This window comes from Corynebacterium lipophilum, assembly GCF_024102595.1.
In the GTDB taxonomy this organism is placed as follows: domain Bacteria; phylum Actinomycetota; class Actinomycetes; order Mycobacteriales; family Mycobacteriaceae; genus Corynebacterium; species Corynebacterium pseudogenitalium.
Genome location: NZ_JAEUWV010000018.1, coordinates 23,272 through 35,995, shown reverse-complemented (window position 1 = coordinate 35,995; position 12,724 = coordinate 23,272). Strand labels below are relative to the sequence as shown.

The window sequence follows — 12,724 nt, the reverse complement described above, 5'->3', positions numbered from 1 at the left end:
CGGCTGCCACACCGAGGATTTCCCGTCGGGGGCTAGATATATGCTTCCGGAGCATATACTTTCCGGAAACCTACAGGTCAATCCGTGAAAATCCGCGATTCCGGACACACTTTTTGACCCTTAACCCGACTATTTTGATGCCCGACGCCCCGCAATCGCCCCGGTGCACCAATTTCCCCATTTTCGCCAAGGCCAAGCGACGTTTCCCCAGTTCAGCGTTTGATGGCGGTGAGATCTGGTGCCCAGGCAATGCACAGTCATTCCTGACGACCAGCATTGGTCGACGCTAAGAGGTCGACCGGAACGAAATCCAACCGGCCCCAACCCCGCCTCTCCCGGCGGACTATCCCTGTTTTACTCACCCACATGCAGGGGGCGTACAGGAAACGTTCAGAGAAACGGCGTTAGATAGAGGCAGTTATGTTCATGGGCGTGGAAGCCATTCATGGCGGCCGACGCAGTTCCCGAGAGAAATCTAAGGGAAACGCGAAATGCCCTGGTGTATGAAGGAGTGAACTGTACATGTCTGAGGCTACGAAGCCTGTAAAGGTGCTCGTTGTTGACGATGAGCCGAATATCGTTGAGTTGTTGACGGTTTCTTTGAAGTTCCAGGGCTTTGAGGTCGAGAGTGCGGGCTCTGGCCAGGAGGCGCTGGAGAAGGTGAAGGACTTCCGTCCGGACGCGTTCATCCTTGATGTGATGATGCCGGGGATGGACGGCTTTGAACTGTTGGGCAAGCTGCGCAGTGAGGGCATTGATGGCCCGGTGCTGTTCTTGACGGCGAAGGATGCGGTGGAGGATCGGATCCACGGCCTGACTATTGGCGCCGATGATTATGTGACGAAGCCGTTCTCCTTGGAGGAGGTGATTACTCGTCTGCGTGTGATTCTGCGTCGCGGCAAGGTGACGGAGGATGCGGATGAGGATACGACGCTGCGGTACGCCGATCTGACGTTGAATGATGAGACGCACGAGGTGACGAAGGCTGGCGAGATCATTGAGTTGTCGCCGACGGAGTTCAACCTGCTGCGCTACTTGATGCTGAATGCTGAGGTGGTGCTGTCGAAGGCGAAGATTCTGGATAACGTGTGGCACTACGACTTTGGTGGCGACGGCAACGTGGTTGAGTCGTACATTTCGTATCTGCGACGCAAGGTGGATAACGGTGATGTGCCGTTGATTCATACGGTGCGTGGCGTCGGCTATGTGCTGCGTACACCTCGTAAGTAAGGCGTAGGTGACCGATGAGTAGGCGTCGGCTTCATGCGCTTGCGTACTCGAGGACGAAGCCGCTGCAGAAGCAGCTGGTGGCGTTGGTGTTGGCGATTGCCACGCTGGCGCTGTTGGTGAGTTTCTCGGCGGTGTACATCTTCATGCGCAGCATTTTGTATCAGCGTGTCGACGACCAGCTCAGCGAGGGGTTGGACACGTGGGTTGGTCAGGTGACGTGGGTGCCGTCGTCGGGTGCGCCGAGCGATTTTTATCAGGAGACGTGGTATCCGCAGTTCGGGACGTCGTGGAGCCCGGTGTATGTGGATACGCCGCCGGACCTTTCGAGGGTCAAGCAGCAAGATAAGGCGGTGACGGTGCCGTCGACAGGCGTGGCGCCGGGCGTGAAGTGGCGCGCGATGTCACGCGAGATGCCGGACGGCACTGTGAAGTATGTCGCGAAGGAGCTTGACGCAGAGCACCGCGTGCTGCGTTGGCTTGCGATTGTGGAAACGACATTTGGGCTCCTTGCCGTGGTGGGGATTGCGTGCGCGGGGCGCACCTATATTCGTAAGGCGTTGGCCCCGTTGCGTGAGGTAGAGAACACTGCGCTTGCAATTGCCGACGGCGACACGAAGCGCCGGGTGCCGGTGTGGTCGCGGGAGACTGAGGTCGGCAAGTTGTCATATGCGATGAACACGATGGTGCAGCAGCTGCAGGAGTCCGTGGAGGATGCGCAGCTGAAGGAGGAGCAGATGCGTCGCTTTGTGGGTGACGCGTCTCATGAGCTGCGTACTCCGCTGACGAGTGTGCGCGGGTATGCGGAGCTCTACCGGAAGGGTATGGCGCCGGATGCGGACATGGTCATCGGCAAGATTGAGGAGGAGTCTGCCCGCATGCAGTTGCTGGTGGAGGATCTCCTCGCGTTGACTCGTGCGGAGGGCACTCGCCTGGATAAGCGCCAGGTGGATGTGTTGGAGATGGTGACTTCGGCGGTGAGCTCTGCGCAGGCGGCGTTCCCGGAGCGTTCGCTCACGATTGAGAACAACGCCACCTCGGTGCCGACGGTCAACGGTGACCCGTCGCGGCTGCACCAGGTGTTGCTGAACCTGATTGTCAATGCGTTCAAGCACGCGGGCAAGGACGCGTCGGTCACGGTGGCGTTGCGGGAAAACCTGGACCGCATCATCATTGAAGTGATCGACGACGGCTGCGGCATGGAGGAGAAGGACGCGGAGCACATCTTCGAGCGGTTCTACCGCGCGGACAACTCCAGGAACCGCGCTTCCGGCGGCGGTTCGGGGTTGGGGTTGGCGATCGCGAAGTCCCTCATCGAGCAACACGACGGCACCATTACGGTGAAAAGCGCGCCGGGTGAGGGCTCCACGTTCACCATTTCCCTCCCGATGGAGAAGAGCCCGAAGGTTTAAGCCTCGAGTGCTGCGCGCAGCTTCTCCGCGGCTTCGTCCATCTTGGCCGGGTCGGTTTCGTCCATCTTCATCACGGTGGACAGGTCGTAGCCGGACATGTCGTTGGCGGGGAAGACGTGGATGTGTGCGTGCGGCACTTCGAAGCCGGCGATGAGGTAGCCGGCGCGCTCGCTGCCAAATGCTTCGATGATGGCGTTGCCTACTCGCTGGGCAACGTCATTCATTTTTGCCCACAGCGCTGGCTCGATGTCGGTCCACTTATCGATCTCTTTGACGGGAACGACCAGCGTGTGGCCGTACGCGATCGGCTCGATGGTGAGGAACGCGGCGACCTCCTCGTCCTTGTACACGAAGCGTCCTGGAATTTCACCTTGAATAATCTTTGTAAACACAGTGCTCATAGCGCCTAGGTTACCGGTAAGTTAGTGGGCATGCGCATCCTTGTTATCGGTTCGGGCGGCCGTGAACACGCCCTGTTGAAAGGTCTTGCAGGACACGAGCTCACTGTCGCGCCGGGAAACGCCGGCATGGCATCACTTGCTGAGGTCAGGAGTGTCGACGTCGCTTCGCCTGAGTCGGTCGTCGAGCTGGCGAAAGACGTTGACGCTGAGCTTGTCGTGATTGGCCCTGAGGTGCCGTTGGTGGCGGGTGCGGTGGACGCGCTGCAGGCCGCGGGCATTCCAGCGTTTGGCCCGACGAAGGCCGCGGCGCAGCTGGAGGGGTCGAAGGCATTCGCGAAGGACGTCATGGCCGCTGCTGGTGTGGCGACGGCCCGCGCGCAGCGCGTGGAGCGCATCGAGGAGATCGACGATGCTCTTGAGGCGTTCGGCCCGCACTACGTGGTCAAGGATGATGGGCTGGCTGGCGGCAAGGGGGTCGTCGTCACGCTTGATGCTGCCGAGGCCCGCGCGCACGCTCGCGAGGTGATTGAGGCCGGCAACCCGGTGCTGTTCGAGTCCTTCCTCGAGGGCCCGGAGGTGTCGCTGTTCTGCCTGGTGGACGGCGAGACCGTCGTGCCGCTGCTGCCGGCGCAGGACCACAAGCGCGCCTACGACAACGATGAGGGCCCGAACACTGGTGGGATGGGCGCGTACACGCCGCTTCCTTGGCTGCCGGAGGGTGGCGTGGACCGCATCGTGGACGAGATTGCGCGGCCGGTGGCGCGCGAGATGGTCGCCCGCGGCATCCCGTACCAGGGCCTGCTGTACGTCGGCGCCGCGTGGGGTCCGGAGGGCCCGTCGGTGGTGGAGTTCAACGCGCGCTTCGGCGACCCGGAGACTCAGCCGGTGCTTAGCCTGCTGCGTACCCCGCTTGTCGACGTCCTCTATGCTGTGGCCACGGGCAGCCTCGATACGCTGCCGCCGTTGGAGTGGGAGGACGGCTACGCGGCGACGGTGGTGCTGGCGGCGAAGGATTACCCGGAGCACCCCAAGACCGGCGACGTCATTGCAGGCGCCGACCTGGACAACCCCGATGTTGTGCTGCACGCGGGTACCGCTACCAAGGATGGGGAGTACGTTTCGGCTGGTGGGCGTGTGCTCAACGTGCTGGGTAAGGGCGCAACGCTGCAGGATGCGGTGGATGCTGCCTACCAGGCGATTAAGCAGATTTCGCTCGAGGGTTCCTTCTACCGCAAGGACATTGGACGGCGCGCGATTGAGGGAGAAATCCGTATCTAGCGCGCGTGTCGGGACGTTGTGCGATAATCAGCGTCGTGGCTGAGAAACTGTTGAAACCGAACAATAGCAACGTCCTGTCGAACCGCTACGCGTCGCCGGAGATGGCGACGCTGTGGAGCGCAGAACACAAGATCATTCTGGAGCGTCAGCTCTGGATCGCCGTGATGAAGGCGCAGCGTGAGCTGGGAGTCGAGATTCCCGAGGAGGCGATCGCTGCGTACGAGGCGGTCGTCGACAAGGTGGACCTGGCTTCGATTGCTGAGCGTGAGAAGGTCACGCGACATGACGTGAAGGCGCGCATTGAGGAGTTCAACGCGCTGGCCGGGTACGAGCACATCCATAAGGGGATGACCAGCCGTGACCTGACGGAGAACGTCGAGCAGTTGCAGATTTACCGCTCGCTGGAGCTGATTCGTGACAAGTCGGTCGCGGTGCTCAAGGCGATCGGGAATCGGGCGGATCAGTACTCCACGCTGGTGATGGCGGGGCGTTCGCACAACGTTGCGGCGCAGGCCACGACGCTGGGCAAGCGCTTCGCGTCTGCGGCGGATGAGATGCTGGTGGCGGTTGAGCGCATCGAGACGCTGCTGGAGGCATATCCGCTGCGCGGCATCAAGGGCCCGATGGGCACCGCACAGGACATGCTGGACCTGATGGGCGGCGACGAGGCGAAGCTGCGCCAGCTGGAGCAGTCGGTGGCACGCCACCTGGGCTTCGAGCGCACCTTTGACTCGGTCGGCCAGGTCTACCCGCGTTCCTTGGACTTTGACGCGATCTCGGCGATTGTACAGCTGGGAGCGGGTCCGTCATCGCTCGCGACCACGATCCGCCTGATGGCCGGCAACGAAACGGTGACGGAGGGCTTCAAGGAGGGCCAGGTTGGTTCTTCGGCGATGCCGCACAAGATGAACGCGCGTTCCTGTGAGCGCGTCGGTGGCTTCCAGGTGATCCTGCGCGGCTACCTCACCATGGTCGCTGACCTTGCTGGGCAGCAGTGGAACGAGGGCGATGTGTTCTGCTCGGTGGTGCGCCGCGTGGCCCTGCCTGACGCGTTCTTCGCTATCGACGGCCAGTTTGAGACATTTCTCACTGTGCTGGATGAGTTCGGTGCGTTCCCGGCGATGCTCAACCGTGAGCTGGACCGTTACCTGCCGTTCTTGGCCACGACGAGGATTTTGATGGCGGCGGTACGCGCGGGTGTGGGCCGTGAGACGGCGCACGAGATTATCAAGGAGCACGCGGTTGCGATGGCGCTTGATATGCGCGAAAATGGCGCTGAACAAAACCTCATTGAGCGCCTCGCCGCTGATGAGCGCCTCCCGCTCGACAAAGAGCAGCTGCAGGATGCGTTGGCTGACCGCCACGCGTTCATTGGCTCGGCGGAGTCGCAGGTCAGCAACGTGTGCGCTCGTATCCAACAGCTTATCGACGCCCACCCGGACGCCGCTGCGTACAAACCAGGGGAGATTCTGTAACCTTTATGTCCATGCGTCCAGAGCTTTCTGACTATACCCACCTGGCTGGCGGCAAAGTCCGCGAGATTTACGAGGTGGATGACGAAACGTTATTGATGGTGGCGTCCGACCGTATTTCGGCGTTCGACTTCTCGCTGGAGCCGGCGATCCCGGATAAGGGCCGGATTCTGACTGCCACGTCCATGTTCTTCTTCGACCTGCTTTCGGGTGTGCGCAATCACCTGGCGGGCCCGGTTGATGATCCCCGGATTCCGGAGGAGGTCCTCGGCCGCTCGTACGTGGTGAAGAAGCTGAAGATGATTCCGTTCGAGTGCGTCGCTCGCGGTTACCTGACTGGTTCGGGCAAGAAGGAGTACGACCGCACCGGCATGGTGTGTGGCGTGAAGCTGCCCGAGGGCCTGGTTGAGGCCTCGAAGCTTCCGGAGCCGATTTTCACCCCGGCGACGAAGGCCGCGCAGGGCGACCACGACGAGAACGTCACGTTCGAGTACGTGGAGGAGAAGGTGGGCGCGAAGCTCGCTGCCCAGCTGCGCGACCTCACGTTGGAGGTGTACACCAAGGCTGCGGAGTACGCGGAGACCAAGGGCATCATCCTGGCGGACACGAAGCTGGAGTTCGGCGTCGACGAGGAAGGCAACCTGGTCCTTGCGGACGAGGTACTCACGCCTGATTCGTCCCGCTACTGGCCAGCCGATACGTACGAGGAAGGCAAGGTGCAGCCGAGCTTCGATAAGCAGTACGTGCGCAACTGGCTCACCGGCCCGAAGTCCGGCTGGGACCCTGCGGAGAACACGCAGCCACCGGAGCTGCCTGGTTCCGTGGTGGAGGCGACCCGCGACCGCTACATCGAGGCGTACGAGCGCCTCAGCGGCGAGAAGTTTGGGGACTGGCCGGGGGCGCGTGCCTAAGGCGTGAGGTTGCGCGTAGACTCGTCGCCTATGACGAATTTCAGCGCGCAACCGCCAGTGGCAGCAAAACACCCTACGACTCGCGTGTTTCATGGACGCGAGTTCGTCGATAATTATGAGTGGCTCCGGGACAAGCAGTCCCCGGAGACCATCGCCTATTTGGAGGCGGAGAACGCGTATACCGCGGAGGTGACCGCCCCGTTTGCCCCGCTCGCTGAGCAGGTCTACCAGGAGATGAAGTCTCGCATCAAGGAGACTGATATGTCCGTGCCGCAGCGCAACGGAGACTGGTGGTACTACGGCCGCACCATCGAGGGCAAGAGCTACGGCGTGTCCTGCCGCGTGCGAGTCGGCGACGATCCGTGGACGCCGCCGACGTTGCCGGAGGACGGTTCGCCGCTGCCGGGGGAGCAGGTGCTGCTTGACCTCAATGAGATGGCCGAGGGCCACGAGTTCTTCTCGCTCGGCGCGTCCGCGGTGTCCACGTCTGGGCGCTTGCTCGCCTTTTCGACGGACACCTCCGGCGACGAACGTTTCGACCTGCGCATTAAGGACCTGGAGACCGGCGAGCTGCTGCCGGATACCATCGAGGGCGCCTTTTACGGCGCGACGTGGGCGGGCGAGCAGTACCTGTTTTACCTGCGCGTTGACGACGCATGGCGTCCGCACCAAGTATGGCGCCACGAGGTGGGCACGGCGGCGTCGGAAGACGTGCTGGTCTACCAGGAGGATGACGAGCGCTTCAACCTTGGCGTGGGCGGGGACCGCGCCGAGCAGTTCCTGTACATCGTGGCCAGCTCGAAGCTGACCAGCGAGTGGCGCGCGGTACCCCTGGAGACGCCGACCGCCGAGTTCGAGGTGCTGTGGCCGCGCGAGGAAGGCGTGGAGTACGACCTGGATTACGCGGAGCTCGCCGGGCGCGGGTACTGGGTGGTCACGCACAACGCCACCGGCCCCAACTTTGCAGTGGGGACCTGCCCGGTGGATGCGCGGGTGCCGCTGACTGAGCTGGAGACGTTCGTAGAGCACAGCGCGGACGTGCGCGTAGAGGGCGTCGATACGTACCGGGACTTCCTGTTTTGTGCCTACCGCTCGGGCGGCATTAGCAGGCTTGCGGTAGCGCCTGTGGAGGGGGACAACTTCGGCGCGCTGCGCGAGCTCGAGTTCGACGAGGAGCTCTACACCGTGGGCTTGGGCGGAAACCCTGAGTGGGACGCGCCGGTGGTGCGGCTGACCTACACCTCGTTTACGCAGCCGGCCCAGCTGTTCGACTACCAGGTGGCCACCCGCGGCCTGACGTTGCTGAAGCAGCAGGAGGTGCTCGGGGGCTACGACGCCGCCGACTACGTTGCCAGCCGCATGTGGGCTACGGCCGACGACGGAACCCGGGTGCCGATCTCCGTGGTGCACCGCGCGGACCTGGACATGGCTCATCCGCACCCGACGTTGCTCTACGCCTACGGCTCCTATGAGTCCTCGGTGGATCCGGGCTTCTCCGTGGCGCGGCTGTCGTTGCTGGACCGTGGCATGGTGTGGGCGTGCGCGCACGTGCGCGGCGGCGGTGAGATGGGCCGCGGCTGGTACGACAACGGCAAGATGCTGACGAAGAAGAACACGTTCACCGACTTCATCGCGTGCGCCGACGAGCTGGTGCGCGCGGGCGTGAGCTCCTACGACGCGCTCGTTGCTGAGGGCGGATCGGCGGGCGGGATGCTGATGGGCGCGATTGCGAACATGGCCCCGGAGAAGTTCGCGGGCATCCAGGCGATCGTGCCGTTTGTGGACCCGCTGACCTCGATCCTTATGCCGGAGCTGCCACTGACCGTGGTGGAGTGGGAGGAGTGGGGCGACCCGTACCACGACCCGGAGGTGTACGACTACATGGCCTCCTACGCCCCGTATGAGAACATCACTGCCCAGCGTTACCCGGACATCCTTGCGGTGACCAGCCTGAACGATACGCGCGTGCTGTACGTGGAGCCCGCGAAGTGGGTGGCGAAGCTGCGCGAGATAGCTACGGGCGGGGAGATTCTGCTTAAGACGGAGATGTCCGCGGGCCACGGCGGTGTGTCCGGCCGCTACGAGAAGTGGAAGCAGACCGCGTTCGAGTACGCCTGGACGCTCGTGCACTCGGGGGCGTGCACCGTCTAGCAGCCGCAAAATAAAGGACTCCCGCGGGAGGGATCCGTTCGTTATACTGTCTTCGTCGTAATGACCTCCGAGACACGAAGGATTCTCATGGCAAAAGTCGTGGTAAATGTCATGCCTAAGGCTGAAATTTTGGATCCGCAGGGCCAAGCTGTCCTGCGCGCGCTGGGCAGAATCGGGGTGAACGGTGTCGAGGACGTGCGTCAGGGCAAGCGCTTTGAAATCGAAGTCGACGACACCGTGTCCGACGATGAGCTCAAGCGCGTCGCCGAAACCCTCCTGGCAAATATGGTGATTGAAGACTTCGAGGTTGTTCGATGACGGCAACCATCGGTGTAATCACGTTCCCAGGCACGCTCGACGACGTCGATGCGTTGCGTGCAGTTCGCCTGGCTGGCGCACAGCCGAAGTCGCTGTGGCACGCTGATGAAGATTTGACGGGTGTTGACGCCGTCGTGGTCCCCGGTGGGTTTTCCTACGGGGACTATTTGCGTTCCGGAGCCATCGCCGCGCAAGCCCCGATGATGGGCGCTGTGGTGGAGGCTGCGAAGAAGGGCATGCCGGTGCTGGGCATCTGCAACGGTTTCCAGATCCTCACCGAGGCTGGCCTGCTGCCGGGCGCGCTGACCCGCAATCAGCACCTGAACTTCCACTGCGTGGACACCTACCTTGAGGTGGCCAACGCGGAGACCGCGTGGACGAACCGCTTCAACGAGGGGGACAAGATCCTCGTGCCGGCGAAGCACGGTGAGGGCCGCTTCCAGGCGTCCGCCGAGACCATTGAGCAGCTGGAGAAGGAAGGCCGCGTGGTGTTCCGCTACACGGATAACTTCAACGGTTCCATCAACGCGATTGCTGGTGTGACGAGCGAAAACGGCCGCATCGTGGGGTTGATGCCGCACCCGGAGCACGCGATTGAGGCGCTTACGGGGCCGTCGACGGACGGGCTCGGGTTGTTCTTGTCCGCTATTTCTTCGATCGGAGCGTAGGGAAATAATGACTGTACATAATGACACGGTGGAGCACGCCGCGCAGACTCCTGAGCTGGAGCAGCCCTACGCGGAGCTTGGCCTGAAGACCGACGAGTACGAAAAGATCAAGCGCATTCTGGGCCGCCGCCCGACGGATGCGGAGCTGACAGTGTACTCCGTCATGTGGTCCGAGCACTGCTCCTACAAGTCCTCCAAGGTGCACCTGCGCTACTTCGGGGAGACGATGACGGAGGAGATGGCGTCGAAAATTCTGGCCGGTATCGGCGAGAACGCGGGCGTCGTCGACATCGGTGACGGCGACGCGGTGACCTTCCGCGTGGAGAGCCACAACCACCCGTCCTTCGTGGAGCCCTACCAGGGTGCCGCGACGGGTGTGGGCGGCATTGTGCGCGACATCATGGCGATGGGCGCGCGCCCAATCGCGGTGATGGACCAGCTGCGCTTCGGCCCTGCTGACGCGCCGGACACCAAGCGAGTCCTGCCTGGCGTGGTGCACGGCGTTGGCGGCTACGGCAACTCGCTGGGCTTGCCGAACATTGGCGGCGAGACCGTCTTCGACGAAGCATATGCGGGTAACCCGCTGGTCAACGCGCTGTGCGTGGGCACGCTCAAGGTCGAGGACCTGAAGCTGGCGTTCGCGTCCGGCACTGGCAACAAGGTGGTCCTCTTCGGCTCCCGCACGGGCCTTGACGGCATCGGCGGCGTGTCGGTGCTGGGCTCTGCGACCTTCGAGGAAGGCGAGGAGCGCAAGCTCCCAGCCGTCCAGGTTGGCGACCCGTTCGCGGAAAAGGTCCTCATCGAGTGCTGCCTGGAGCTGTACAAGGCCGGCGTTGTCGTCGGTATTCAGGACCTCGGTGGCGGCGGCTTGGCGTGTGCTACCTCCGAGCTGGCTGCGGCGGGCGACGGCGGCATGACCGTCAACCTGGACAACGTGCCACTGCGCGCGGCGAATATGAGCGCCGCCGAGATCCTGGCGTCCGAGTCCCAGGAGCGCATGTGCGCCGTGGTCACCCCTGAGAACGTGGATCGCTTCATGGAGATCTGCGCGAAGTGGGAGGTCGGTGCGGCCGTGATTGGTGAGGTCACCGATGAGAAGGACCGCTACCTCGTCTACCACAAGGGCGAGCTGGTACTGGACGCGCCACCGTCATCGATCGACGAAGGCCCGGTCTACGACCGCCCGTACGCGCGCCCCGAATGGCTTGATGGCGTGCAGGCGAAGGCGGACGTCGATACTTCGGAGGACCTGGAGGCTACCTGGCTCAAGATGGTTGCCTCCCCGGCGCTGTGCTCCCGCGACTTCATTACGCAGCAGTACGACCGCTACGTGCGTGGCAACACCGTGCAGGCCCAGTACTCGGATGCGGGCGTGCTGCGCATCAACGAGGAGACCTCGCGCGGTGTGGCGATTTCCGCTGACGCGTCCGGCCGCTACTCCTACCTGGACCCGAACATGGGTGTGCGCCTCGCGCTTGCGGAGGCCTACCGCAATGTTGTGGTCACCGGCGCGAAGCCGGTCGCGGTGACGAACTGCCTCAACTTCGGTTCCCCTGAGAACCCCGACGTGATGTGGCAGTTCCGCGAAGCCGTCCACGGCCTCGCCGACGGCGCTGCTGAGCTGGAGATTCCGGTCTCCGGCGGCAACGTGTCCTTTTACAACCAGACCGGCGAGACCCCAATCCTGCCGACCCCAGTCGTGGGCGTGCTCGGCGTGATCGAGGACGTCAACGCCGCCATCCCGCACCGCCTGCCGAAGGGCGAGGGCGAGCAGGCCTTGCTCGTGCTGGGTGACACGAAGGCGGAGTTCGGCGGCTCGGTGTGGCAGGACATCTCCGGCCAGGGCCTGAGCGGCCTGCCGCCACAGGTAGACCTTGCCAACGAGGAGCGCCTCGGCGAGCTGCTGCACGCGAACAAGGACATCCTTGCCGCGCACGACCTCTCAGAAGGTGGCCTGTCCCAGGCTGTCTTCGAGATGCTGCTGGGCTCCGGCAAGGGCGCCAAGCTGGACCTTTCGGCGGTCCACGAGGACGCGTTCACCGCGCTGTTCTCCGAGTCCGCCTCCCGCGTGCTCGTCGCGGTGGATCCGTCGCTTGTCGACGCCACCATCGAGCGCGCAAACGCCACCGGCGTCCCAGCGCACGTGTTGGGCACCACCACCGACGACGGCCAGATCACCTTCGGTGAGCACTCCGTCGCCGTGGCCGCGCTGGCCGACGCGTGGGCGAATACGTTGCCGGCACTGTTCGGCAACGCGACGGCCCCGAACGCCGCGCTGTAGTTAGCGCGATTTAGAGGTTATGCCGCCAGGTCATTACGGTGCCTGGCGGCGTTTCCATGCGCAGGCCTGTTGCCTCAACACCGGGCTGGCCTGCGTCGTCGACGGAGAAGCTGACGAAGGTCTGGTTGTAGGTCTGGTTGGGAACGAGCGCTTGTGGGTCCCGTGGCAGGACCGGGAGGTCTACGGTGTCGCAGAGCTGGGTGGCAAAGTTGCGCACGCGGTTCGCCGCCACGTTGCTTTCGCCGACGATGGTGATGTCGGGGCTGAGCACGGCCTCGTCGGGGCTGTCGCCTGCGGTGTTGCCGGTGTAGATGTAGCTGATGTCGAAGCAGCGCAGCTGGGTCACGTCGGCGAGCGCGGTGTCGGCGTTGGTGTAGTTGCCGACACGCCTGCGTGCCTCCTGTCCTGAGATGACGCGGGGGTTCTCTACGCGTGCCCGGAAGTGGTACGCCCCGCCGCTATCGCCGAGGAGCGTGACGGCGGCGGACTGGCGGAACTGCAGCGCGGTCGCCGTCTTCGGCTGGGGCGCCGCGCAGCCAACCAGTGAACCGGCCACACAGGCGCTCGCGGCCAGCAGCGCAGCGGTTCGCTTCAGCACTGACATA

General features: G+C 63.5%; 11 protein-coding genes. 9 read left to right on the top strand and 2 right to left on the bottom strand.

The features are described 5' to 3' along the window. The first annotated feature begins 522 nt into the window (after positions 1 to 522). Both JMN37_RS09750 and JMN37_RS09745 read left to right on the top strand, forming a co-directional pair. Positions 523 to 1,230 (top strand): response regulator transcription factor, encoded by a 708-nt coding sequence (locus JMN37_RS09750; RefSeq protein ID WP_070361930.1) that lies wholly within the window; start codon positions 523 to 525, stop codon positions 1,228 to 1,230. A gap of 14 nt (positions 1,231 to 1,244) precedes the next feature. Then, entirely contained in the window at positions 1,245 to 2,639 is a 1,395-nt protein-coding gene (locus JMN37_RS09745) for a sensor histidine kinase (protein WP_071573143.1), read from the top strand. On the opposite strand, the gene JMN37_RS09740 is transcribed toward JMN37_RS09745, so the two are convergent. Continuing rightward, on the bottom strand, positions 2,636 to 3,040 hold the full coding sequence (locus JMN37_RS09740; protein ID WP_252931997.1) for an HIT family protein: 405 nt from the start codon (positions 3,038 to 3,040) through the stop codon (positions 2,636 to 2,638). The genes JMN37_RS09745 and JMN37_RS09740 overlap by 4 nt on opposite strands. Before the next feature lie 30 nt (positions 3,041 to 3,070). On the opposite strand from JMN37_RS09740, the gene purD reads away from it, so the two are divergent. The 7 genes from purD (at position 3,071) to purL (ending at position 12,119) form a co-directional block, all read left to right on the top strand. After that, positions 3,071 to 4,318 (top strand): phosphoribosylamine--glycine ligase, encoded by a 1,248-nt coding sequence (purD, locus tag JMN37_RS09735; protein WP_252931996.1) that lies wholly within the window; start codon positions 3,071 to 3,073, stop codon positions 4,316 to 4,318. Between the two features lie 26 nt (positions 4,319 to 4,344). After that, positions 4,345 to 5,793: an adenylosuccinate lyase gene (purB, locus tag JMN37_RS09730; RefSeq protein ID WP_256021524.1), complete on the top strand. Its 1,449-nt coding sequence runs from the start codon at positions 4,345 to 4,347 to the stop codon at positions 5,791 to 5,793. 11 nt (positions 5,794 to 5,804) lie between these two features. Then, positions 5,805 to 6,701 carry a phosphoribosylaminoimidazolesuccinocarboxamide synthase gene (locus tag JMN37_RS09725; RefSeq protein WP_070363439.1) on the top strand — a complete coding sequence of 299 codons (897 nt, stop codon included), beginning with the start codon at positions 5,805 to 5,807 and terminating at the stop codon, positions 6,699 to 6,701. Between the two features lie 30 nt (positions 6,702 to 6,731). Next, positions 6,732 to 8,852, top strand: a complete 2,121-nt coding sequence (locus JMN37_RS09720; protein WP_252931995.1) for a S9 family peptidase — start codon at positions 6,732 to 6,734, stop codon at positions 8,850 to 8,852. 87 nt (positions 8,853 to 8,939) lie between these two features. Continuing rightward, on the top strand, positions 8,940 to 9,170 hold the full coding sequence (purS, locus tag JMN37_RS09715) for a phosphoribosylformylglycinamidine synthase subunit PurS (RefSeq protein WP_070361934.1): 231 nt from the start codon (positions 8,940 to 8,942) through the stop codon (positions 9,168 to 9,170). Continuing rightward, a complete protein-coding gene (gene purQ, locus JMN37_RS09710; RefSeq protein WP_070478088.1) occupies positions 9,167 to 9,838 on the top strand; it encodes a phosphoribosylformylglycinamidine synthase subunit PurQ in 672 nt (223 codons plus the stop codon). Before purS ends, purQ begins: the two co-directional genes overlap by 4 nt. A 4-nt stretch (positions 9,839 to 9,842) precedes the next feature. Beyond that, positions 9,843 to 12,119: a phosphoribosylformylglycinamidine synthase subunit PurL gene (gene purL / locus JMN37_RS09705; RefSeq protein WP_177224267.1), complete on the top strand. Its 2,277-nt coding sequence runs from the start codon at positions 9,843 to 9,845 to the stop codon at positions 12,117 to 12,119. 10 nt (positions 12,120 to 12,129) lie between these two features. Here the strand turns inward: purL and JMN37_RS09700 are convergent, their stop codons facing one another. Beyond that, positions 12,130 to 12,723, bottom strand: coding sequence for a hypothetical protein (locus tag JMN37_RS09700; RefSeq protein ID WP_143110556.1), 594 nt, complete (start codon positions 12,721 to 12,723; stop codon positions 12,130 to 12,132). Between the last annotated feature and the right edge of the window lies 1 nt (position 12,724).

What these genes read in the sequence shown, in the direction of transcription:
- purQ (WP_070478088.1), top strand. Translation starts at nt 9,167, where the DNA reads ATGACGGCAACCATCGGTGTAATCACGTTCCCAGGCACGCTCGACGAC.
- JMN37_RS09725 (WP_070363439.1), top strand. Translation starts at nt 5,805, where the DNA reads ATGCGTCCAGAGCTTTCTGACTATACCCACCTGGCTGGCGGCAAAGTC.
- JMN37_RS09740 (WP_252931997.1), bottom strand. Translation starts at nt 3,040, where the DNA reads ATGAGCACTGTGTTTACAAAGATTATTCAAGGTGAAATTCCAGGACGC.
- JMN37_RS09745 (WP_071573143.1), top strand. Translation starts at nt 1,245, where the DNA reads ATGAGTAGGCGTCGGCTTCATGCGCTTGCGTACTCGAGGACGAAGCCG.
- JMN37_RS09720 (WP_252931995.1), top strand. Translation starts at nt 6,732, where the DNA reads ATGACGAATTTCAGCGCGCAACCGCCAGTGGCAGCAAAACACCCTACG.
- purD (WP_252931996.1), top strand. Translation starts at nt 3,071, where the DNA reads ATGCGCATCCTTGTTATCGGTTCGGGCGGCCGTGAACACGCCCTGTTG.
- JMN37_RS09700 (WP_143110556.1), bottom strand. Translation starts at nt 12,723, where the DNA reads ATGTCAGTGCTGAAGCGAACCGCTGCGCTGCTGGCCGCGAGCGCCTGT.
- JMN37_RS09750 (WP_070361930.1), top strand. Translation starts at nt 523, where the DNA reads ATGTCTGAGGCTACGAAGCCTGTAAAGGTGCTCGTTGTTGACGATGAG.
- purS (WP_070361934.1), top strand. Translation starts at nt 8,940, where the DNA reads ATGGCAAAAGTCGTGGTAAATGTCATGCCTAAGGCTGAAATTTTGGAT.